General features: G+C 63.4%; 19 protein-coding genes. 10 read left to right on the top strand and 9 right to left on the bottom strand.

All coding sequences use genetic code 11. The annotated features are described in order from the left end of the window. Positions 1 to 38 precede the first annotated feature (38 nt). The 7 genes from RLO07_RS17095 (at position 39) to RLO07_RS17065 (ending at position 9,639) form a co-directional block, all read left to right on the top strand. Positions 39 to 356: a Rieske (2Fe-2S) protein gene (locus tag RLO07_RS17095; RefSeq protein WP_462293347.1), complete on the top strand. Its 318-nt coding sequence runs from the start codon at positions 39 to 41 to the stop codon at positions 354 to 356. A 234-nt stretch (positions 357 to 590) separates the two neighbouring features. Next, entirely contained in the window at positions 591 to 1,487 is an 897-nt protein-coding gene (locus RLO07_RS17090; protein WP_462293346.1) for a MurR/RpiR family transcriptional regulator, read from the top strand. Beyond that, entirely contained in the window at positions 1,477 to 2,928 is a 1,452-nt protein-coding gene (gene yfcC / locus RLO07_RS17085) for a putative basic amino acid antiporter YfcC (RefSeq protein WP_462293345.1), read from the top strand. Before RLO07_RS17090 ends, yfcC begins: the two co-directional genes overlap by 11 nt. 21 nt (positions 2,929 to 2,949) lie before the next feature. Next, positions 2,950 to 4,119: a beta-aspartyl-peptidase gene (gene iadA / locus RLO07_RS17080; RefSeq protein ID WP_462293344.1), complete on the top strand. Its 1,170-nt coding sequence runs from the start codon at positions 2,950 to 2,952 to the stop codon at positions 4,117 to 4,119. Positions 4,120 to 4,138: 19 nt separating this feature from the next. Next, on the top strand, positions 4,139 to 6,937 hold the full coding sequence (locus RLO07_RS17075; protein ID WP_462293343.1) for a TonB-dependent receptor: 2,799 nt from the start codon (positions 4,139 to 4,141) through the stop codon (positions 6,935 to 6,937). A gap of 11 nt (positions 6,938 to 6,948) precedes the next feature. Further along, positions 6,949 to 8,208, top strand: a complete 1,260-nt coding sequence (locus RLO07_RS17070; RefSeq protein WP_462293342.1) for a cyanophycinase — start codon at positions 6,949 to 6,951, stop codon at positions 8,206 to 8,208. A gap of 87 nt (positions 8,209 to 8,295) precedes the next feature. Then, complete coding sequence (locus RLO07_RS17065; RefSeq protein WP_462293341.1) at positions 8,296 to 9,639, top strand: cation:dicarboxylate symporter family transporter; 1,344 nt, start codon at positions 8,296 to 8,298, stop codon at positions 9,637 to 9,639. On the opposite strand, the gene RLO07_RS17060 is transcribed toward RLO07_RS17065, so the two are convergent. The 7 genes from RLO07_RS17060 to RLO07_RS17030 are packed head-to-tail and all read right to left on the bottom strand — an operon-like array spanning position 9,640 to position 15,889. Continuing rightward, positions 9,640 to 10,569: a GNAT family N-acetyltransferase gene (locus RLO07_RS17060; protein ID WP_462293340.1), complete on the bottom strand. Its 930-nt coding sequence runs from the start codon at positions 10,567 to 10,569 to the stop codon at positions 9,640 to 9,642. Next, positions 10,559 to 11,668, bottom strand: coding sequence for a cupin domain-containing protein (locus tag RLO07_RS17055; protein ID WP_462293339.1), 1,110 nt, complete (start codon positions 11,666 to 11,668; stop codon positions 10,559 to 10,561). Before RLO07_RS17055 ends, RLO07_RS17060 begins: the two co-directional genes overlap by 11 nt. A 7-nt stretch (positions 11,669 to 11,675) precedes the next feature. Further along, positions 11,676 to 13,052, bottom strand: a complete 1,377-nt coding sequence (gene purB / locus RLO07_RS17050) for an adenylosuccinate lyase (RefSeq protein WP_462293338.1) — start codon at positions 13,050 to 13,052, stop codon at positions 11,676 to 11,678. A 30-nt stretch (positions 13,053 to 13,082) separates the two neighbouring features. After that, positions 13,083 to 13,745, bottom strand: coding sequence for a high frequency lysogenization protein HflD (gene hflD / locus RLO07_RS17045; RefSeq protein ID WP_462293337.1), 663 nt, complete (start codon positions 13,743 to 13,745; stop codon positions 13,083 to 13,085). Next, complete coding sequence (mnmA, locus tag RLO07_RS17040; protein WP_462293336.1) at positions 13,729 to 14,820, bottom strand: tRNA 2-thiouridine(34) synthase MnmA; 1,092 nt, start codon at positions 14,818 to 14,820, stop codon at positions 13,729 to 13,731. Before mnmA ends, hflD begins: the two co-directional genes overlap by 17 nt. Then, the gene (locus RLO07_RS17035; RefSeq protein WP_462293335.1) at positions 14,817 to 15,269 is read right to left on the bottom strand and encodes an NUDIX hydrolase; all 453 of its coding nucleotides are present in this window, start codon (positions 15,267 to 15,269) and stop codon (positions 14,817 to 14,819) included. Before RLO07_RS17035 ends, mnmA begins: the two co-directional genes overlap by 4 nt. Beyond that, positions 15,269 to 15,889 carry a pseudouridine synthase gene (locus tag RLO07_RS17030; RefSeq protein WP_462293334.1) on the bottom strand — a complete coding sequence of 207 codons (621 nt, stop codon included), beginning with the start codon at positions 15,887 to 15,889 and terminating at the stop codon, positions 15,269 to 15,271. Before RLO07_RS17030 ends, RLO07_RS17035 begins: the two co-directional genes overlap by 1 nt. 147 nt (positions 15,890 to 16,036) lie before the next feature. On the opposite strand from RLO07_RS17030, the gene icd reads away from it, so the two are divergent. From icd to clpA, 3 genes are all read left to right on the top strand, one after another. After that, on the top strand, positions 16,037 to 17,290 hold the full coding sequence (gene icd, locus RLO07_RS17025; protein WP_462293333.1) for an NADP-dependent isocitrate dehydrogenase: 1,254 nt from the start codon (positions 16,037 to 16,039) through the stop codon (positions 17,288 to 17,290). A 293-nt stretch (positions 17,291 to 17,583) separates the two neighbouring features. Continuing rightward, positions 17,584 to 17,946: an ATP-dependent Clp protease adapter ClpS gene (gene clpS / locus RLO07_RS17020; RefSeq protein WP_462293332.1), complete on the top strand. Its 363-nt coding sequence runs from the start codon at positions 17,584 to 17,586 to the stop codon at positions 17,944 to 17,946. A 20-nt stretch (positions 17,947 to 17,966) separates the two neighbouring features. Further along, complete coding sequence (clpA, locus tag RLO07_RS17015; RefSeq protein WP_462293331.1) at positions 17,967 to 20,243, top strand: ATP-dependent Clp protease ATP-binding subunit ClpA; 2,277 nt, start codon at positions 17,967 to 17,969, stop codon at positions 20,241 to 20,243. Positions 20,244 to 20,250: 7 nt separating this feature from the next. Here clpA and infA read toward each other — a convergent pair whose 3' ends face one another. Next, complete coding sequence (infA, locus tag RLO07_RS17010; RefSeq protein WP_027948202.1) at positions 20,251 to 20,469, bottom strand: translation initiation factor IF-1; 219 nt, start codon at positions 20,467 to 20,469, stop codon at positions 20,251 to 20,253. A gap of 86 nt (positions 20,470 to 20,555) precedes the next feature. Then, entirely contained in the window at positions 20,556 to 21,401 is an 846-nt protein-coding gene (locus RLO07_RS17005; protein ID WP_462293330.1) for a hypothetical protein, read from the bottom strand. Positions 21,402 to 21,516: the final 115 nt, after the last annotated feature.

Genomic DNA, 21,516 nt, shown 5'->3' with positions numbered 1-21,516 from the left:
GCTATTCCGATTAGCCGGCTGTCAGTGGACTGACCCCCATGCGTTTCCAGCCCCTGGAAAAACTTATCAATCTACACGACGGCTACCGGCGTCACTTTCGCTTTGACGCACTGGCGCTTCTGTTGCTGCAGGACCAAGGCGAAGTGTACCTGATCGAACCCCGCTGCCCGCATCGGGAGCATCCCCTGGAAAACGCTCGCATTGAGCACGGCATGCTGGAATGTCCCCTGCACCACTATCGTTTCGCGCTCACGGACGGGCGCCTGCTGCGCGCTTCGGAGGAATCCTGCCGTAACCTGAAGACCTGGGCGTTGGTCTATGAGGGCAACGAGGTGGGTCTTTTGCTGCCTGACTGAGCCCGCCCCAACTGCTCCCGGCAGGCCCGCTGCTGCCACATCTGCAACGAATTCCCCCGCCTAACGTGTCCCATAGTGAAGGAAATATTTCATCAATCCTGAAATATATTTTCATCTATTCTATAAAATACCTAACAAATACCGTTTAAGCCTCTGAATATAAACAATAATATGTAAAAGTATTTTTTGAACAATTTCTTTGACTGAAATAAAACCTACATATAGGATTAAAGCATGAAAGAAAATAAATCAAAAAAGATGCAGGCTGATGGCGGTCCCGGGCTGCGCCAGAGGATTCTCCAGCACTCGGGCGAGCTCAGTCGCCAGCAGCGCGTGATCGCCGATTATCTGCTCAATCACCTGTCCGAAGCACCGTTCCTGTCCATTCTGGAGATTTCCGAGACCACCGGCACCTCCGAGGCGACGGTAGTCCGCTTTGCCCAGCGCATCGGCTACAGCGGCTATGCCCGCCTGAAAATGGCGCTGGTAGAAGCCCTGCGTGAGGAGCGCGCCCTGCAGGCCAGCGGCGGCGGTGCGCCTCCGCGCCAGGACATCCACAAGGACGCTCTGGCTGCTGTCGCCCGGCTGGCGGTGCACAATATCGGACGCACGGTGGATGAGCTGGACCGGGCCCAGTTCCGCGGCGCCGCCACCGCGCTGTTTCGCGGTGACCATATTTTTACCTTTGGCCTGGGTATTTCCGCCCACCTCGCGGATCTCGCCGCCTACCTGTTCACCGAACACGGGCTGCGTGCCAATAGTCTGGGAACACGCTACACCTCTCCCCGGGAACAGCTCGCAACGCTGCGGGCAACGGATATCGTGCTCGCCTTCTCCTTCCCTCCCTATTCGCGGGACACCCTGGAAGTGCTGCAGGAAGCGGCGGAGCGGGGCGTGACAACGGTCGCCATAACCGATCGGGCCACGGCGCCGGCGGTGGCCCTGGCCACCCACCCGCTACTGGTGTCCGCCCAGGGCATGACCTTCACCAGCACCACTGCTGCTGTCGACGTACTGCTGAACGCCCTGATCGTGGAGATCGGCAGCCACCACAAGGACGAGGCGGTGGAGGCCCTGTCCCGTATCAATCGCATACTCGACCAGGGGAGCAATGTCGTCGATGGCGAGTGAGGCGGGGAGCAATGCGTCCTCGCGGATGCCCGATACCTACCTGATTCTGGGTGCCATCGCGCTGCTGGTGTACGGTGTGAGCTTCCTGGTTGATCCCGGGGTGTTCGCGGTTGAGGAAATGCTCCGCGATGGTCGGGTCGTTTCCCTGATTGAACCCGACAGCTTTCGCAGCGTTCCTACCGGGGGCTTGCCGCTGTTTGCCAGCGATGGGCAGCCTGGCTTGTTTAACGCTCTGTATGAGGGCCTGGTGTCCGGCAGCCGCAGCGGCGGCGCGGTGGGCATTATCGCCTTTATCCTGGTCACCGGCGGTGCCTTCGGCGTGGTGATGGCCACTGGTGCCATTGACCGCGGCATCGGCCGGATTGCGGGGCTCTGTGGCGACAACAGCAATCTGCTCCTGAGTAGCCTGTTCCTGGTGTTCTCCCTTAGCGGTGCGGTGTTTGGCATGGGTGAGGAGGTGGCCCCCTTTGTGCTGATGCTGCTGCCGGTCATGCGGCGCCTGGGTTATGACGGCGTGACCACCGTGATGGTGACCTATGTCGCCACCCAGATTGGCTTTGCCACTTCCTGGATGAATCCTTTCAGCCTTGCCATTGCCCAGGGTATCGCGGGCCTCCCGCTGCTCAGTGGCATGGAATTCCGCCTCGGACTGTGGCTTGTCTTTACCCTGAGCGGCCTCCTGCTTACCCTTCACTATGCCGCCCGTCACCGGGCTGAGCCCCAGCAGGGGCTGGCCGTGGTCACGGAGAATCTCGATGCGCCCCTTCGGCACGGTGACCGCTGGATTCTCGCGGCCCTGTTCCTGACCATAGCCTGGTTGATCTGGGGTGTGGTGGCCGCCGGCTACTACCTGCCCGAGATCGCGACCCAGTTCGCGGTGCTGGGCATCCTGGCTGGCGCACTAGGCTGCTTCTTTCGACTCAACGATCTCACCGCCAACGCCGCCGTGGAGGCGTTTCGCCGCGGCGCCATGGATTTGTTGCCGGCGGCGATGGTGGTCGGCTTTGCCCGCGGCATCGTGTTTTTGCTCGGTGGCGACGACCCGACCGCGCCGAGCCTGTTGAATACCTTTCTCTATCACGCCAGTGCGGCACTCGGCGGGCTGCCGGCAATGCTTGCCGCCTGGCTGATGCTGCTGGGCCAGAGTCTGTTCAATTTCTTCGTCAGCTCAGGGTCGGGCCAGGCGGCGCTGACCATGCCGCTGATGGCGCCGCTGGCCGACCTGGTTGGCGTCAGCCGCCAGATCGCCGTCCTGGCCTTCCAGTTGGGGGACGGGCTGACCAACATCGCGGTACCCACCTCCGCAGGACTCATGGCCAGTCTCGGCGCCGCGCGTGTGGACTGGCTGCAGTGGCTGCGAGCCAGCGCAGTGTTTCTGTTGGTGCTGCTGGTGCTGGCCAGTGTGGGAATCCTGGTTGCCAGCGCCGTTGGTTACCAGTAGCGATTACGGTTTGGAGACTTGATGCTTACTCTGATTGACAACGCTTTCGTCCATGCACCCCGGCCACTTGGCGTGCAGCAAGTATTGGTCGCGGACGGACGCATTGCCGCGGTTGCCACGCAGATTGACCTTCAGGGTGCAGCGCTGCAGCGGCTTGATGCCGGCGGCCGCTGGTTGCTGCCCGGCTTCGTCGACCTGCTGACCCACCCCTGCGGCGGCGGTGGTGAGGGTGGCTTTGGCAACCGCACTGCCGAGTTGTCGCTGGCGGACTTTGTCCGCGCCGGGGTCACCTGCCCGGTGGGTGCGCTGGGGACCGATGCCCTGGGTCGCAGCCTGGAGGTTCTCTATGCCAGCGTCATGGCCTTGCGCGCCCGCGGACTGGATGCCTACATGTACAGCGGTTCCTACCGGGTGCCCCCGGTCACCCTGACCGGTGATGTGGCTCGGGACCTGGTCTTGATCGAGCCCGTGATCGGCGTCGGCGAGGTCGCCATCGCTGATCACCGCGGCACCCAGCCCAGTCCGGCGGAGCTGCGTCGGCTGGCGTCGGAAAGCCGCCTCGGCGCGACCATTGCCGGCAAGCGGGGCGCGGTACTGGTTCATGTGGGCGAGGGCGAACAGCGTCTTGCCCCCCTGCGCGCGGCGCTGGCGGACTCGGCTCTGCCGGGCAGCAGCTTCATTCCAACCCACTGCAATCGCAATCAGGCACTGTTGCTGGAAGCGTTTGACCTTGCCCGCCGCGGTGCCACGATCGACTTTACCGCGTCGACCACTCCGGAATTCATCGCTGCCGGGGAAGTGCCGGCGCTGGACGGGCTGCTGCAGGCCCTGGAGGCCGGCGTGGATCCCGCCTGCATCACCCTGTCCTCGGACGCCGGCGGCTCCCTGCCCCTGTATCGGGACGGTGAGCTGTGCGGGCTACAGCAGGCGGGGCCAGGCGCATTGCTGGCGCTGCTGCGCGAGGCACTGCGGCGTGGCGTGACTGATCTGGAACCGGTGCTGGCGGCCATGACCTCGAATCCCGCCCGCGCCCTGGGCCTCACGCGCAAGGGCTGTATTGCCCCTGGCGCGGACGCCGACCTGTTGCTGTTCGACCCCGAAACCGGGCGTCTCGAGGACGTCATGTGTCGGGGCCAGTGGCTGCTGCGTGACAACGATCTCACCGTTACTCCCATTACCGTTCAATCCTGACTTTCCGGAGAGCATTACCATGCAACGCACACCTAGACACATGAGTCCGCGCCCTCTCGTCATCGCCTGCAGTCTCGCTGCCGCAGCGCTGAGCCTGCCAGCCACTGCCCAGTCCGGAGCGCCGGCGCTGGAAGAAGTGCTGGTCACCGGTACCCACATCAAGGGCCTGGACCTGAAGGGCGCGGTACAGGCCATACAGATCAATCGCGAGGATATTCTCACCTCCGGGGCGGAGAGCATCGGTGAACTGATGCAGGACCTGACCGTCACCGGTGGTGGCACCGGCACCTTTTCCACCTCGACCGCGGGCGCGCTTTCCGGGGACACCCCGGTGGGCGCTTCCTCGGTATCCCTGCGCGGCCTCGGCACCGGTTCAACCCTGACCCTGATCAACGGCCGCCGTGCCTCTGTCAGCGCCTTCGCCAACGGCCAGGCCTCGTTTATCGACATCAACTCCATCCCTGCCGCGGCCATCGAGCGGATCGAGATTCTGCCCAACGGCGCCTCCGCCACCTACGGCGCTGACGCTGTTGCAGGGGTGGTGAACTATGTGCTGCGCCGGGATTACGAAGGCATCGAGATTTCCGGTTCCTACGGCGACTCCTGGGAGAGCACCGATGACAGCCGGCGCAATCTCAATCTCCTGGCGGGCGCCGGCAACGAGCGCCATCACGTGATGGCGCTGGTGGACTACTATGACCGCTCCGCGACCTTTGCCCGTGACCGGGAAATCAGCCGCGATTCCGTGCGACCCAGCCAGCAGGGCTTCCATCCCTCCTTCAACGACCTGTTCTTCATGTTCTTCGACCAGACCGAGGAGCCCGCCGATGGTGGCTGCGCCGCGGAGGATTTTGGCAGCGGCAACCTCGGCGAATTCTGCGAGGTCAACAACAACCGCTTTGTCTCGGTGCTGGACGAGTACGAGAGCATCGGCGGCATGCTGACCTATGAATTTACGCCCCGGGAGGGCTTCCGCTGGTTCAATGAGGCGATCTACCAGAAAACGGATTCCAACGGCACCAGCTCTCCCGCCAACTTCTCGCGCACGCCCATTGATCCGGAGAGCCCGCTGTGGCCCGAGGCCCTGGTGGAGGACATGGTCGAGGAGGGCAGCATTGAGGGGTTGGAGCAATTCAGCGATTTCTACGGTTTCCCGATCTTCGCCTGGGGCAAGTTCCCCGAGCCGCGGGCGGTGAACGTGGAGTCGGAAACGCTGCGCGTGGTGTCCGGCATCGAAATGGATCTCAGCGCCGGCTGGCAGCTGGAATCGGCACTGACCTACGGTCGCAACGAATCCACCCAGCGCGGGATTTCCGGCCTGGTAGTGTCCGAGGCGTTCTACGACGCCAACCTCGGCAATCTCTGCACTGACGGTAGCCGGGTAGAGCGCTGGGACGTGAATCTGGTGCGCCCCAGCGCCAGCTTTGTTGGCGATACCTGCGAAGAGCAGGGCAAGACGACACTGTGGTACAACCCCTTCGGCGGCCAGACCCAGCAGGCAGACGGCATCGATGAAGCGATTCGCACCACAGCGGAGCGCAACGGCGAATCCGAGCTGTTCGCGCTGGATGCGGTCGCATCAGGCCCGGTATTCGACTTCAACGGCCGCACTGTGCAGCTGGCCGTGGGCGGTGAATGGCGCCGGGAGGAAGTGCGCGACACACCGGCGGGTGTGGCGGTGGCGACCACCTTCAACCCGGAGCCGATCCTGGGCTTCAGCTCGACCTCCGCCGACGCCGAGCGCGACCAGTGGGCGCTGTTTGCGGAATTCTATATTCCCCTGACGGACAATCTCGACCTGCAGCTGGCCGGTCGCTACGACGATTACGACAGCTTTGGCAGTGACTTCAATCCGAAGGTGTCCCTGCGCTACCAGCCGCTGGAGAGCCTGGTATTCCGCGGTAACTACTCGACGTCCTTCCGCGCGCCGTCGCTGGCCCAGGTCGGCGCAGGTACGTTGCTCAGTTCCTACACGGTGGACTGTGGGGAAACCCCCGCGGCCTGTGCCGGCGACGCCGGGGCCAGCGGTGAAGCCCTGCTCTCGGAAGACGTGTCCAACGACGACCTCGAGCCAGAGGAGGCCGATACCTGGGGCATCGGCATGCTCGTTACCCCGACCAATGACATCGATATCACCCTCGATTACTGGAATATCAGTTACGAGAACGTCATTGGTATCGACGAGGACGACTTCATCCGCCGCGCCCTGAATGGCGAGTTCGCGGTCGTGGGCGAGGGCGAGCTGGCCACCGGTACGCCGGGTCTGGAGGTGGTCAACGACTTCGTGGTCGACGCCCACTTCCAGCTGACGAATCTGGGCTTCGAGGATGTCCAGGGTGTGGACCTGACCTACACCCAGGTCCTGGATGCCGGCCCCGGCACCCTGACCTTTACCGCGGATATCACCTACCTGCTGGAGTTCGAGCGCCAGGCCTCCAGCGCCTCCCCGGTGATCGATGAAGCCGGCGAGTTCCGTTTTCCGGAGCTCTTGGCCAACGCCCGCCTGCGCTACAGCATCGATGCCTGGCGTGCCAGCCTTGGGGTGCGCCACACCGACGGCTACCGCGATGACCCGGCGCCGCGCACCCTTGAGGCCGTGGGCCTGCCCGCCGATGCGCAGGTGAACGTGCCTTCCTGGACGGTCTGGGACATGAGCGTGGGTTATGACCTCAGCGAGGTCAGCAACCTGTCGCTGTCGGTGCGCAACCTGTTCGATCGCGAGCCGCCGCAGGTGCTGGGGCTGTCCTCCAACGTGGACTACATCAACCACGATGCCATGGGCCGCTTCCTGACTCTGCGCTATACCCACAGCTTCTAGGAGTGATGCCGATGCGCTACTGGCGGATTCTGCTGCTGGCCCTGCTCTGGGGCCTGGCCCAGCCCGGGTCCGTGGCAGCGCAGGCAGCTGCCGCGACGCAGGCGGCCGAGGTGCATGCCCAGGGCAGCCTGGTCATTGTTGGCGGCGCCCTGCGCACCGATAATGAAGCGGTGCACCGGGCGTTTATTGAACGGCTTCCAGCGACCGGCCCGGTGGTGATTATACCGGTGGCCAGCGGTCAGCCTGCGACCAGTGCCGCGCGCTTCGCTGCCACGCTAGAGGGTTACGGTGTGGCCCCGGAACGGCTGGTCACCTTCCCGCTGGCGCTGCTGGATGACCCGACCACTGAAGCACTGGACGAGAGCGGCTGGGCTGACAATGCCTGGGACGCTGCGCAGGTCGCGGCTGTGGCCGATGCCGCCGGCTTCTGGTTTACCGGTGGAGACCAGGTTCGTATCGTCACCAGTCTGCGCAAGGCCGATGGTAGTGCGTCCCCCTTGCTGCGCCTGGTTGACGCCCGTCTGGCTGCGGGTGCCGTGGTGGGAGGGACCAGTGCCGGGGCGGCAATTATGAGCCGGGACATGATCGCGGGTGGCGACAGCTTTACCGCGCTGACGCAGCCCTTGGCGGAGCACTATGCTGCGACCGAGGAGCAGGACAGCGGGCGCCTCAGTCTGCTGCCGGGCCTGGGATTCTTTACCGCCGGCATTGTCGATCAGCACTTTGATCGCAAGGCGCGGCTGGGACGGCTGGTTCGCGCCCTGGCCGCCACCGGCGCTGAGGCCGGCTTCGGGGTGGATGAGGACACCGCCCTGGTGGTCGATCTTGCGCAGGGGCGTGGGCGGGTCGTGGGCAGTGGCAGCGTGGTGCTGCTGGATGCCGGCAGTGCGCAGTTTGCACCGGGGACCGATCGGCTTGCCCTTGGCCTGCGCCTGGGAGTAGCCCACGATGGGGTGGAGATTGACCTGGCAAGCCAGCAACTGCTGAACGGTCTGGGCAAACCGACGGTCGCAAACCCCTATTACAACCACCAGCCCCGACACGGCGGCGGCATGGCTTTCGCCAATGCCCGTCTCGATCAGCTGCTGGGGCATGATCTGCTCGACAACCGCCGCAGCGACGAACTCCGGCGCCTGAGCCTGGACGGCGAGGGCACTCTGGTGACCTACCGGTTCTACGAGACCGCCAGCAGCCAGGGCTACTGGGATGACAGCAACGGCGATCGCTATAGCGCCAGCGGCGTGGGCTTCGATATTCTGCTTGGGCGCTGAAGCAAGCCTGATCCCTCCCTGCTGGCACAGGGCCCCGGGAGCCGTTACTGTTATGGCCGTGTGCCGTTGCCGTCAGGAAGCCTGTCCATGCTCGCCGTGATCAACCTTGTTGTTTTCCTTGCCCTGTGCATGTTTCTGTTCAGCCTGCGCCGGCGCGGCTGGAAGCTCTCCCGCCAGATTCTGGCGGGACTGGTGGCGGGCGTGGTGTATGGTCTGGGGCTGCAGCTGCTGTACGGCACCCAGTCCACTGTCGTGACTGCGACCCTGGAGTGGACCGGCGTGGTTGCAGCGGGCTACATCAATCTCCTGCGCATGATCATCATGCCCCTGGTCCTGGTGATGATGGTCGCCGCGGTATTGAAGCTGCGCGAAGTCGCGGACCTGGGGCGCATTGGTGGCGCCGTGGTCGGCCTGCTGATTGGCACCACGATGATCGCTGCGTTGGTGGGCATCCTGGTCACCAGCGCTTTTGGCCTTACCGCCGACAGCATCACCCAGGGCGCTCGTGAACTGGCGTCCGCCGAGGCGCTGGCGCAGCGCTACGAAACCGTGTCCGGTCTCAGTCTGCCCGAGGTGCTGGTGCGCTTCGTGCCCGCGAACATTTTCCACGACCTCACCGAGGCCCGCCCCACTTCGATCATCGCGGTGGTGCTGTTTGGCATCCTCTTTGGCATTGCTGCACTGGGTGTTGCCCGGGACAATCCCTCCCGTGGTGCACAGATCGAGGCCTTTGTGGAAACCACGCGCCTGATCGTGATGCGGCTGGTACACATTGTCATGGCGCTCACCCCCTACGGTATCCTGGCCCTGATCGGCGCTGTGGTGGCGAGTTCGGACGCTGGGGACATAGTGACGTTGCTGTCCTTCGTGGTCGCCTCCTATCTGGCGATTGCCATCATGTTTGCGGTCCACGCTGGCCTGCTCCTGCTGCACGGCGTCGGCCTGCCCACCTATTTTCGCGCGGTGTGGCCGGTACTGGCTTTTGCCTTTACCTCGCGCAGTTCGGCGGCGACCATTCCGCTCAACGTGGAAACCCAGGTCGAGTCGCTGCGCGTGGCAACGCCCATCGCCAGCCTCTCGGCCACTCTGGGCGCGACCATTGGCCAAAACGGCTGCGCCGGGATCTACCCGGCCATGCTGGCGGTGATGATCGCGCCGTCGATGGGGCTGGATCCGCTGGCGCTGGATTTCATGGCGGGATTGATCGGGGTGATTGCCATCAGCTCCTTTGGCGTGGCCGGGGTGGGGGGTGGGGCGACCTTTGCCGCGCTGATCGTGCTGCCGGCGATGGGGTTTCCGGTGACGGTGGCGGCGGTGCTGATCTCCATCGAACCGCTCATCGACATGGCGCGCACCGCGCTCAACGTCAACGGTTCCATGACCGCGGGTGTGGTGACCCAGCGCTGGCTGGGCGCCAGTATCGCGAAGTGACTACAGCGGCACGCTGCGAAACTCGATATGCGGGGCGCTGTGGCGCCACAGTTCATTGAACAGGTCCAGGTAGCGCTCTGCCCTGGCGCGGGAGTCGGGTTCGCAGAACGCGGCCTTGTCCGCCTCTGCCGGCTTGCAGAGCACGCCGCTGCGATCCTTTATTACCAGGGTTTCTCCTTTCCAGTCCGGGTGCTCGTTCAATTGTTGCAGCAGTATCGACGAAGGCAGGCGGCGTGCCAGGGCCAGCAGACGGTGACCGCGCTGCACCATGGGCCTGTAGTCACTGACCAGGATCCGCACCCGGGATTGGCGCGAGCGCCTGGCCAGTGCGCTGAGCGCCTCGGCAAGGCCCCGGTCGTCGAATACCCGGTGGTCCAGGTCGGGGCTGAGAATGCAGATTTCCCGGGAGGCATCTGTCGCCAGGGCCGTCGCCCAATCGGCAAAGGGCTGCGGGTACTCAATGCCGCTGGTGTAGACCCTGCCCAGGCGGGGCTGCAGCTGCTGGCGCATGGCGATATGGGCGATGCCCGCTTCCGCGAAGGGCTCGCCTTCAGGCTCGAAGCCGGCGCGGCGGTAGAAGTCGGCAGCATGCTGCTGGGCGTGCAGGTAGACCTCGTTCAAACCCTGTTCGCGGGCGGCGTCGACCAGTGCCTGTAAAACCGCTGCGCCATAGCCATGGCCGCGGTGTGACGCCAGCACGGCCATGCGCCCGATCTTGCCCTCCGGCAGCAGGCGCCCGCAGGCAATGGGAACGCCGTCCAGGGTCCCAAGAACGTGCAGGGCATCCTCGTCGCGGCCGTCCCACTCGATTTCCCGCGGTACCTGCTGTTCGACAATGAATACCTGCTCCCGCAGCGCGCGCAGGGTCTCGCGGTCAGTGTTCCAGGCCGCTACGCGCAGTTCCAGTTCCGGTAATGTGTCAGTCGACATCCAGGGCCCCCTGATCCAGCAGGAATTCCAGCACGGATTGTACCGTGGGAACGGCCGGCAAGGGCAGCGGTTCACCCGCACACAAAATGCACAGCGAATCCCTGGCAGAGGCGGGAAAGCCTTCGCTGGCACCGTTGGCAAATACCCGGATGCCCGTGTCTGCCACCTGCCAGGCAACACGCGCCCCGGGTGCGAGTCTTGCGCTGCCCGGTTCGCCGAGCTGCAGATGAAGTCTGCGCAGTGCCCTGCCTGCGGGTGGCTCCAGAACGCTTTCGGTCACCAGCTCGCCAAACCAGCTGTCATCCCCGCCGGCCTCCAGCAGCGCTCGCAGCTGCTGCAGTGTATTGTCAATGTCGCCACCAGTGATTTCTCCCGCTGCAGTCGCGCTGTCGCGCCCCGGATCCCGCAGCAACAGACTCTGTGGCAAGTGCTCCAGGCGCGCATCCAACCAGCGTGACAGCAGGTCTGCCATGCGCGGTGCCCTGAAGCCCAGGGAAAAACAGGTCGAGTCACCGCGGGAAATGCCCCAGTGGGCAACACCGGGCGGTAGGTACAGTACATCGCCGGTGCGGAGCGTGTATTCCGCCTCGCCATGAAACTCCGCCAGGAGTTTCAGGTCCGGGTGTGGCAGCAACGACGTAGTGTCATCGCAGCGCTGGCCGATGCGCCAGCTGCGCTCGCCCGCGCCCTGCAGCAGAAATACGTCGTAGAGATCGTAGTGGGGACCAATGCCGCCACCGTCATTGGCGTAGCTGACCATGATGTCGTCGAGACGCCAGCCGGGAATGAAGGCGGCCAGCGACCGTAGTGCAGCGACCTCCTCCAACAGCTGATCAACCCCCTGTACCAGCAGGGTCCAGGGGTGGCCGCGATCGAAGTCACTGGGCTGGAAAGGCCCGTGTTCGAGCTGCCAGGCCGCGGCGGTTGCCGGGTCGCCACGACATTCCGCAATGCGGGACTCCACCTCGGGCTCCAGGGCCAGCCCTGCCAGTTCTTCCGCGCTGACCGGCGGTACGAAGTCGGGTACCCCCGCGCGTATCAGCAGCGGCTCCCGCTGCCAGTAGCGCGCGAGAAAGTCGCTCTGGTCCAGCGCCAGCATGGCGCCGTCAGTCCTCGCGGATGGCACGGGCCTGGGCGGCCGCGTTGCCGGTGTAGCGGGCCGGGGTCAGCGCCAGCAGCTGCTCCCGGGCTTTTTGCGGCAGCGCAAGAGCGTTGATGAATTGTTCCAGGGTTTCCCGGTTCATGGCCTGGCCGCGGGTCAGTTCCTTGAGTTTCTCGTAGGGCTTTTCGATGCCGTAGCGGCGCATGACGGTCTGGATGGGTTCGGCGAGCACCTCCCAGCTGTGGTCCAGGTCCTCCGCCAGCCGGGCGTCGTTGAGCTGCAGCTTGCCAATGCCCTTGAGGCTGGCCTCGTAGGCGATCAGGCTGTAGCCGAAACCCACGCCCATGTTGCGCAGCACCGTGGAATCGGTCAGGTCCCGCTGCCAGCGACTGACCGGCAGCTTCGCCGCCAGGTGCTGGAACACGGCGTTGGCCAGGCCCAGGTTACCCTCGGAATTTTCGAAGTCGATCGGGTTGACCTTGTGCGGCATGGTGGATGAGCCCACTTCACCGGCGATGGTGCGCTGCTTGAAGTAACCGAGTGAAATGTAGCCCCAGATATCACGGTCCAGGTCCACCAGGATGGTGTTGAAGCGGGCGACGGCGTCAAACAGCTCGGCCATGTAGTCATGGGGTTCAATCTGGGTGGTGTAGGGGTTCCAGGTCAGCCCCAGGCCGCTGACAAACGCTTCGGCATTGGCCTGCCAGTCGACGTCGGGGTAGGCGGAGAGATGGGCATTGTAGTTGCCCACCGCGCCATTGATTTTGCCCAGGTACTCCATTGACTGCAGTTGTCGCAGTTGCCGCTGCAGGCGGGCAACCACATTGGCTATTTCCTTGCCCATGGTGGTGGGGCTGGCAGTCTGACCGTGAGTCCGCGACAGCATCGCCGCTTCGGCGTGGCTGCCTGCCAGTTCCGTGAGGGCCCCGATGATCTGGCCCATGGCGGGCAGCAGCACCTGCTCCATGCCGTCCCGCAGCATCAGTGCGTGGGACAGATTGTTGATGTCCTCGGAGGTGCAGGCGAAGTGCACGAATTCGGAGATCGCCTCCAGTTCGGTGTTGCCGGCAAAGCGCTCCTTGATGAAATACTCCACCGCCTTGACATCGTGGTTGGTCGTGGCCTCAATGTCCTTGATGCGGCGCGCATCGATCAGGGTGAACCCCGTAGCAATCTGCTCCAGCAGGCTATGGGCGGCCGGCGACAGTGCCGGCACCTCGGCAATGTCTGGCATCCGCGCCAGCTGCTGCAGCCAGCGCACCTCCACCAGCACGCGGCGCTTGATCAGGCCGTACTCGCTGAAGACTTCGCGCAGGCTGGCGGTTTTGGCGCCGTAGCGGCCGTCGATGGGCGATACGGCGGTGAGGGCATTGAGATCCATGCTGTACTCCAGAAAACCTGTCAAATAATGTTAGATCACGTCCAGCTCGCGAGACAGCCGCTGTGCACGGGCTCCGATGGCCCGACGCTGCAGCACCAGCTTCCAGCGCCGGCCACCGAGCTGACGCCAGAGGAAAGTCGCGCGAATGCCCGCCAGCAGCAGGGCGCGGATGGTGTCCGCAGTCTGGCTGTTCTGCAGATGCTGGGCGCTGCCGCTGACCTTGATCCGGAATTTCAGGTTGCTCAGCGTATCCTGATAGATGCCCGAGACGCTGTGGCAGATGTCCTTGCTGTGCGCGGCAAAATGCTCGGCGCGGAAGCTGGCGTGTTGCAGTCGCGAGCGCACGACCGCCATCATGGCCGGGTCCGCCGAGAACTTGCGCTCCAGGTAGAGCAGATTGAAAATGTAGCGCACCATATCCCGCTGTTCCGGCGAGTGCTGGTTGTGCAACACCATTGCCAGTGTGTCCAGCCCCAGCTTGATCCCGGGCAGGCCACCGTAGACCGCTTCAACGCTGTCCGTGTCGAAGGCAAACAGACTGTTCAGCGAAGCCTGCAGGAACGCCGGTGGGCAGGATCCCGTGCGCGAGACCTGATCCACCAGGCGCGCGGCCTGGGCGACGCCCGCGAGGGCGATGGTCTGCTCGTCCAGGCCACTGCGCCCCGGTTGGCCCGCCTCAACAGGTGCGCTCAATGATACCTCCTCCGAGACAGCGTTCGCCGCTGTAGAACACCACGGACTGACCCGGTGTGACTGCGCGCTGGGGAGCGTCGAACGCCACCCGGCAGCCATCTTCGGCGGCTGTCACCGTGCACTCCTGGTCCGCCTGCCGGTAGCGGACCTTGGCCGTGCACCGCAGCGGCAGGGCTGGTTCTTCGCCAGCGATCCAGCACAGCTGGCCGGCCTGCAGCGTGCTGCTGAACAGCGCCGGGTGGTTGTTGCCCTGGGCCACCAGCAGGACATTGCGTTCCAGATCCTTGGCGACGACATACCAGGGAGCATCGTCGTGATTGGCGAGTCCGCCGATACCCAGGCCCTGGCGCTGGCCGATGGTATGGTACATCAGACCCTGGTGGCGCCCGAGCAGCTCGCCTTCCAGGCTGTGAATCTCACCGGGCTGGGCGGGAAGGTACTGCTGCAGGAAATCCTTGAAGCGGCGCTCGCCGATAAAGCAGATGCCGGTGGAATCCTTTTTGCCGTGCGTCACCAGGCCGTGGGCCTGTGCCAGCGCCCGGACTTCGGGTTTTTCGATAGCGCCGATCGGGAACAGGGTTTGGGCCAGCTCCCGGTGGCCCACGGCGTGCAGAAAGTAGCTCTGGTCCTTGTTGCTGTCCAGACCGCGCAGCAGGGTGGCCTTGCCCTCGCACTCGCCGCGGCGTGCGTAGTGTCCGGTGGCAATGCAGTCGGCACCGAGCATCAGGGCGTAGTCGAGGAAAGCGCGAAACTTGATTTCCCGATTGCAGAGGATGTCCGGGTTGGGTGTGCGGCCGGCGCGGTATTCCGCGAGGAAGTGCTCGAATACGTGATCCCAGTACTCCGCGGCGAAATTGGCCCCGTGCAGGGTGATCCCCAGCTTGTCGGCAACGGCCTGGGCGTCCGCGTAGTCCTCCTTCGCGGTGCAGTATTCGGTGCCGTCATCTTCCTCCCAGTTCTTCATGAACAGGCCTTCGACGCGGTAGCCCTGCTCCTTGAGCAGCAGCGCGGCAACGGAGGAGTCGACGCCGCCGGACATGCCGACGATCACTGTGGTGGCTGCGTTGAGGCTCATGGCGGTGCAATCAGGTCCAGCGGATAACGGAGCCCGCTGCGGTGCTGCTCGATAGCGGCGAGCACCAGCGGGCTGCGCATTCTAGCAGAATTGGACACAATTGCCTCGTAATCCAGCCAGTGCACGGCAAGGATGTCCGGGTCCAGCTTCGCCCCTGCCCGGGGCTCAAGCGCACTGGCGCAGAAGGTGGTGCGATAGTAGGTCGCGCCGTTGCCTGGCGCGTTGTACAGCGCAAGTCCCAGAACCCCCTCGAGAGACACCAGCCAGCCGGTTTCCTCCAGGGTCTCCCGCAGGGCCGCCTGCTGCAGCGACTCGCCGCGCTCGAGGTGCCCCGCAGGCTGGTTGAAGACGATGCGGCCGCTGCTCTTGTCCCGCTCTTCCACCAGCAGATAGTGTCCTTTTCGCTCGACCACCGTGGCGACAGTGACATGTGGATACCAGCTCGACATTACGGTTGTCTCCGCGATCCTGGCGCTGGCTTGCCGCGTGCTGAGCCGCCTCGCGACACCGGGCGGCGCACCACGAGGCGGCGGTACTCCCCCGGCGCCAGGCCCTGCAGCGTCCAGTCACCAACCCGGTGGCGGATCAGGCGCAGGGTGGGCAGGTTCACCGCCGCAGTCATGCGCCGGACCTGGCGGTTGCGGCCTTCGCGAATGCTGAGTTCCAGCCAGCTGTCGGCAACGGTCAGACGCCTGCGCACCGGTGGATCACGGGGCCAGAGGCCTTCCGGTTCCGGAATGCGCTGCACCCTGGCGGGCAGGGTGGGGCCGTCCTTGAGTTCCACACCAATTTGCAGGCTGAGGATAGCGGCATCGTCGGCGATACCCTCGACCTGCACCCAGTAGGTTTTCCACAGTTTGTGGCGTGGATTGGCAATCTGCTGTTGCAATCGGCCGTCATCAGTCAGCAGCAACAGCCCCTCGGAGTCATAATCGAGGCGCCCGGCAACACGGAAGCCCGGTGCCTGCAGATAATCCGCGAGGGTTGCCCTCGCGGCACCTGCAGGTTCCCGGTCAGTGAACTGGCTCAGCACCTGGAACGGCTTGTTGAGGAGAATCAGTGTAGCCATCAAAGCTCCTGGGTGCGGCCAAAAATCTGCCCCCGGTTAATCAGAAACAGCAGGAAACCTGATACACTAGGCGCCGTTTTAGAGGGGCATCCTGCAAGGATACCGCACCCCGAGATTCAATGGACCCACATCTACGGAGAACAATCTATGGGCTACAAGCATATCCAGGTGCCGGCGACCGGTGAAAAAATCACGGTCAATGACGACTTCAGCCTGAACGTCCCCAACAACCCGATCATCCCCTACATCGAGGGCGACGGTATCGGTGTGGATATCAGCCCGGTCATGATCAACGTGGTTGACGCCGCAGTGGAGAAGGCCTTTGGTGGCCAGAAGAAGATCTCCTGGATGGAAATCTACACCGGCGAGAAAGCAGCCGAGTTGTACGATGGCGACTGGTTCCCGGAAGAGACCCTGGCGGCGATCAAGGAGTACTCCGTGGGCATCAAGGGCCCGTTGACGACCCCGGTAGGCGGCGGCTTTCGCTCCCTGAACGTGGCCCTGCGTCAGGAGCTGGACCTCTATACCTGCCTGCGGCCGGTGCGCTGGTTCGAAGGTGTGCCCTCGCCGGTGAAGGATCCCGGCTCCTGCAACATGGTCATTTTCCGCGAGAACTCGGAAGACATCTACGCCGGTATTGAATACCAGGCCGGCACTCCGGAAGCGCAGAAAGTCGTGGATTTCCTGATCAAGGAAATGGGCGCCACCAAGATTCGCTTCCCGCAGGAAGTGGGCATCGGCATCAAGCCGGTCTCCGAGGAGGGCACCAAGCGCCTGGTGCGCAAGGCCTTCCAGTACGCGATCGACCAGGACCTGCCCTCCGTGACCCTGGTGCACAAGGGCAACATCATGAAGTTCACCGAAGGCGCCTTTCGCGACTGGGGCTATGAACTGGCTCAGGAAGAATTTGGCGGGGAATTGCTGGACGGCGGCCCCTGGGTGACGTTCAAGAACCCGAAGAGCGGCAAGGACATCATTGTCAAGGACGTCATCGCCGATGCCATGCTGCAGCAGATCCTGACCCGACCCGGTGACTACAGTGTCATCGCCACCCTGAACCTGAACGGTGACTACTTGTCCGATGCCCTCGCGGCCCAGGTCGGCGGCATCGGCATCGCGCCCGGCGCCAACCTGTCCGACACCATCGCCCTGTTCGAAGCGACCCACGGTACCGCGCCCAAGTACGCCGGTCAGGACAAGGTCAACCCCGGTTCCCTGATCCTCTCGGCGGAAATGATGCTGCGCCACCTGGGCTGGAACGAGGCTGCCGACCTGATCATCAAGGGCATGAACGGTGCCATCCAGAACGGCACGGTCACCTATGACTTCGAGCGCCTGATGGAAGGGGCGACGCTGGTGAGCTGTTCCGAGTTTGGTCAAAAACTGATCGACAACATGTAATTCCGTTCGCGGCGTTACCAGCAAGGGCTCGTGGCAACACGGGCCCTTTTTTGTGCTCCGTTCTTCACGGTATTCCCCCTGATGGCGACCCCCCCTGACGCTGTCGCATCCCCCGGCATACGTACGCCGTGTCCGGAGCGGCGCAAGGTGTGGGGCGACCTCCTGCCGTGACGAATACACTTGGGGTCACCGGGCGCCGGCGGCGTGACCCTCCACCGCCACGCAACCTTGAATTGACTTATAATGAGCCCATATCCACTATCTGGTCATGGCAACGACATGAGAGGAAAGGCGTGAACGAAGTACCCGTAGTTGGTCATTGGCGGCTGTCTGCCGGCGATGAGCAGCGCGACAACGACGGCGGCTTGACGCTGCAGGAGTCCAAGCCGGAACTCAAGAAGCCGCCGCTGTTCAAAGTTGTATTGCTGAATGATGACTACACGCCCATGGAGTTCGTGGTCGAGGTGCTGGAAGTGTTCTTCCGCATGAACCGTGAACAGGCGACCCATGTCATGCTGACAGTCCATACCAAGGGCAAGGGCGTATGTGGTATCTATACCAGGGACATTGCCGAGACCAAGGCGACCCAGGTCAATCAGTACGCGCGGGAGAACCAGCACCCGCTGTTATGCGAAATCGAGGCATCTGAGGGCTAGCAGCCCGGGAGTGGTAAAGTATGCTGAGCAAGGACCTGGAACTGACGCTGAACGAGGCGTTTCGGGAGGCACGGGGCAAGCGTCACGAGTTCATGACGGTGGAGCACTTGTTGCTGGCACTGCTGGACAATAACGACGCAATTCGTGTCCTCAAGGCCTGCGGCGCTGATATCAAGGCTCTGCGGGGTGATCTGGTCGAGTTCGTGGATGCCACTACGCCACTGATTCCCGAGGACAATGACGAACGCGAGACCCAGCCGACCCTGGGCTTCCAGCGGGTGCTGCAGCGGGCGGTATTCCACGTCCAGTCCTCCGGTCGCAGCGAAGTCACCGGTGCCAATGTGCTGGTAGCGATCTTCAGCGAGCAGGAGAGCCAGGCCGTTTACTTCCTCAAGACCCAGAGCATTGCCCGCCTGGACGTCGTCAATTACATCACTCACGGCATTTCCAAGGTGTCCGAGGACAACGAGGGCGGTGAACCCGGTGCGGCAGGTGCCGAGGGTGTGCCGACAGAGGAGGGTGAGGGCAACCCGCTGGACAATTTTGCGACCAACCTCAACGAGGAAGCCAAGGCCGGGCGCATTGACCCACTGATCGGGCGCATACCGGAAGTGGAGCGGGTAGCCCAGATCCTGGCCCGCAGGCGCAAGAACAATCCCCTGCTGGTGGGCGAGTCCGGTGTTGGCAAGACGGCCATTGCCGAGGGGCTGGCGAAAATGATTGTGGACGGCGAAGTGCCGGAGATGCTCAAGGACAGCGTGGTCTACTCGCTGGACCTGGGCGCCCTGCTGGCCGGGACCAAGTATCGCGGTGACTTCGAAAAACGCTTCAAGGGCCTTTTGGCCAATCTGAAGAAGCGCGAGGGCGCGATCCTGTTTATCGACGAGATCCACACCATTATCGGCGCGGGCGCGGCCTCCGGTGGCGTCATGGATGCCAGCAATCTGCTCAAGCCGCTGCTGACGTCAGGCAAGATGCGCTGCATTGGCTCAACCACGTTCCAGGAATACCGCGGCATTTTCGACAAGGACAAGGCCCTGAGTCGCCGCTTTCAGAAGATCGACGTGATGGAGCCGACGCCTGATGATGCCTACAAGATCCTCAAGGGGCTGAAATCGCGCTTTGAGGAACACCACGGCCTGCGCTATACCAACAAGGCCTTGCGGGTCGCCACCGACCTCTCGGCCCGGTACATCAACGACCGATTCCTCCCGGACAAGGCCATCGACGTCATTGACGAAGCCGGTGCCTATCAGCAGTTGCAGCCGCCGTCGAAGCGGAAAAAAGTGATCGGGGTGGCGGATATTGAGGCCGTGGTGGCGAAAATAGCCCGAATTCCGCCGAAATCGGTCAGCTCGGATGACCGCGAGACCCTGCAGAAACTCGAGCAGAACCTGCAGATGGTGGTGTTTGGCCAGGATCGGGCCATCAGCAGTCTGGCGACGTCGATCAAGCTGGCGCGTGCCGGGCTGCGCTCCGGTGACAAGCCCATCGGCTCGTTCCTGCTGGCAGGCCCCACGGGTGTGGGTAAAACCGAGGTGACGCGCCAGCTGGCGCGGGTGCTGGGGCTGGAGCTGATCCGCTTCGACATGTCCGAATACATGGAGCGGCACACAGTGTCGCGCCTGATCGGTGCGCCTCCGGGCTATGTCGGCTTCGACCAGGGTGGTCTGCTGACGGACGCCGTGACCAAGCATCCGCATGCGGTCATCCTGCTGGACGAGATCGAGAAGGCTCACCCGGAAGTGTTCAACCTGTTGCTGCAGGTCATGGACCACGGTGCCCTGACCGACAACAACGGCCGCAAGGCCGACTTCCGCAACGTTATCCTGGTGATGACTACCAATGCTGGCGCCGAGAGCATCAGCCGCCGCACGATCGGGTTCACCACCCAGGATCACAGCACCGACGGGATGGAAGCGATCAATCGCCTGTTTACGCCGGAGTTCCGCAACCGTCTCGACAGCATTGTGCAGTTCGAGCCTCTTGGCGAGGACATTATCCTGACCGTGGTGGACAAGTTCCTGACCGAGCTGCAGGGTCAGCTGGACGAAAAGCGGGTAACGCTGGACGTGGACGAGGATGCGCGCCTGTGGCTGGTGGAGAAAGGCTACGACCGCAACATGGGCGCCCGGCCGATGGCCCGGGTCATCCAGGAGCACATCAAGAAGCCGCTGGCGGAGCTGGTATTGTTCGGTTCCCTGTCCCAGGCCGGTGGGGTGGCCCGGGTGCGCGTGAACACGGCACGCGATGACCTGGAGGTGCTGGTCGAGGAAACCGAGGCCGAACCGGCCTAGGAAAAGCCTACCGCTCGCGGTAGGTGATACGGCCCTTGGTCAGGTCATAGGGCGTGAGTTCCACCCGTACCTTGTCGCCGGTAAGGATGCGAATATAGTTTTTACGCATCTTGCCGGAGATATGGGCGGTCACAACGTGTCCGTTCTCCAGTTGGACGCGAAAGGTGGTATTGGGCAGGGTGTCGATAACCTCGCCCTCCATTTCGATCTGGTCTTCTTTTGCCATGCGGCGGCAACCCCTCGTAAAATCAGGGGCGCATTTTGCCCTAAAGCCGCCGCTGGTGCCAGTTCAATCTCCGGCACAAGTGCCGCTCAGTTGCCGAACAGCTTGCCAAAGGCCTTGCCGATCTCCTTGCCGGCGTTTTCTATCGGATTGGCCGCTTGATCTTCGGCTTCATCCTCTGGCTCGGCGGCTTTCTCCGCCGCGTTACCACCGAGGATCCCGGACATGAAACCGCCTTCACCGCCACCGGTAGCGCCTGCCCCGAACAGGCCACCCAGCCCGGACAGGTCTGTGGGCTCTGCGGGCAGCACGAAGCGGGCGTCGGCGACCTGGGTTTCGGTGATGGCAGTCACGCGCATGTCTTCGCCATAGCGCAACACACCGAGGTTCATGCCATCCAGTTGCGCCTGCAGGCGGTCGTGGGTGCCCTGTTGGGCGAGCATGCTGGACATGGTTGATGCCATGCGATGGACGGCGTCGCGGAACCCCATGGCACGGCGATCCGAAGACAGCACCATGTCTGATTCCTGGCGCCTGCCTTCCTGATCGGTATACTTGAGGTTGTACACTTCTCCGGGGATTCCGGCGACCGTTTCGCTGCGGCCGGTGGCTTCCAGTGATTCCACATTGACCGCAGCCATATCGGGAATCGCGGACTGGGCCATGTTGCCGAACATGGACAGGGTCTGCTTGACGTCGATAACCATGATTTCGCCGTCGTTGTCGGTGACCGCATAGATCTGCTCGCCCCGCACCAGCATGTAGCTGTTTTCCTGATTCATGTTGATGCGCAGCTGGTCGCCCTCGTATTCGAAGGACATCCTGTTGCCCTCGGCGTCGACCACCTCGGCGATATCCGCGCTGGCGGGGCCGGCACTGAGCCCAAGGGCCAGCAAGAGGGCCGGGTAGAGCGCGCTGCGTGCTGTTGTGATCATGTCGGTTCTCCAAATCTGGGATATGTAGGTTTCGGGGTGGCTGCTCCCGGTTGCTGTCTAGTATCGGCGTTGCGCCCACAGAATTCCAGTCGTCACCGCTTGTATCCGGGGGCGT

Source organism: Haliea sp. (assembly GCF_040221975.1).
Lineage (GTDB): Bacteria > Pseudomonadota > Gammaproteobacteria > Pseudomonadales > Halieaceae > Haliea.
The sequence above is the reverse complement of the archived record's forward strand: the minus strand, read 5'-3'. Positions and strand labels throughout refer to the sequence as shown.

Bases quoted from the DNA above. Each gene is read 5' to 3' on its own strand.
- RLO07_RS17090 (WP_462293346.1), top strand. From the start codon at position 591: ATGAAAGAAAATAAATCAAAAAAGATGCAGGCTGATGGCGGTCCCGGG.
- RLO07_RS17035 (WP_462293335.1), bottom strand. From the start codon at position 15,269: ATGTCGAGCTGGTATCCACATGTCACTGTCGCCACGGTGGTCGAGCGA.
- yfcC (WP_462293345.1), top strand. From the start codon at position 1,477: ATGGCGAGTGAGGCGGGGAGCAATGCGTCCTCGCGGATGCCCGATACC.
- iadA (WP_462293344.1), top strand. From the start codon at position 2,950: ATGCTTACTCTGATTGACAACGCTTTCGTCCATGCACCCCGGCCACTT.
- RLO07_RS17095 (WP_462293347.1), top strand. From the start codon at position 39: ATGCGTTTCCAGCCCCTGGAAAAACTTATCAATCTACACGACGGCTAC.
- RLO07_RS17055 (WP_462293339.1), bottom strand. From the start codon at position 11,668: ATGCTGGCGCTGGACCAGAGCGACTTTCTCGCGCGCTACTGGCAGCGG.
- RLO07_RS17005 (WP_462293330.1), bottom strand. From the start codon at position 21,401: ATGATCACAACAGCACGCAGCGCGCTCTACCCGGCCCTCTTGCTGGCC.
- purB (WP_462293338.1), bottom strand. From the start codon at position 13,052: ATGGATCTCAATGCCCTCACCGCCGTATCGCCCATCGACGGCCGCTAC.
- clpA (WP_462293331.1), top strand. From the start codon at position 17,967: ATGCTGAGCAAGGACCTGGAACTGACGCTGAACGAGGCGTTTCGGGAG.
- RLO07_RS17075 (WP_462293343.1), top strand. From the start codon at position 4,139: ATGCAACGCACACCTAGACACATGAGTCCGCGCCCTCTCGTCATCGCC.
- RLO07_RS17070 (WP_462293342.1), top strand. From the start codon at position 6,949: ATGCGCTACTGGCGGATTCTGCTGCTGGCCCTGCTCTGGGGCCTGGCC.
- RLO07_RS17065 (WP_462293341.1), top strand. From the start codon at position 8,296: ATGCTCGCCGTGATCAACCTTGTTGTTTTCCTTGCCCTGTGCATGTTT.
- icd (WP_462293333.1), top strand. From the start codon at position 16,037: ATGGGCTACAAGCATATCCAGGTGCCGGCGACCGGTGAAAAAATCACG.
- RLO07_RS17030 (WP_462293334.1), bottom strand. From the start codon at position 15,889: ATGGCTACACTGATTCTCCTCAACAAGCCGTTCCAGGTGCTGAGCCAG.
- infA (WP_027948202.1), bottom strand. From the start codon at position 20,469: ATGGCAAAAGAAGACCAGATCGAAATGGAGGGCGAGGTTATCGACACC.
- RLO07_RS17060 (WP_462293340.1), bottom strand. From the start codon at position 10,569: ATGTCGACTGACACATTACCGGAACTGGAACTGCGCGTAGCGGCCTGG.
- mnmA (WP_462293336.1), bottom strand. From the start codon at position 14,820: ATGAGCCTCAACGCAGCCACCACAGTGATCGTCGGCATGTCCGGCGGC.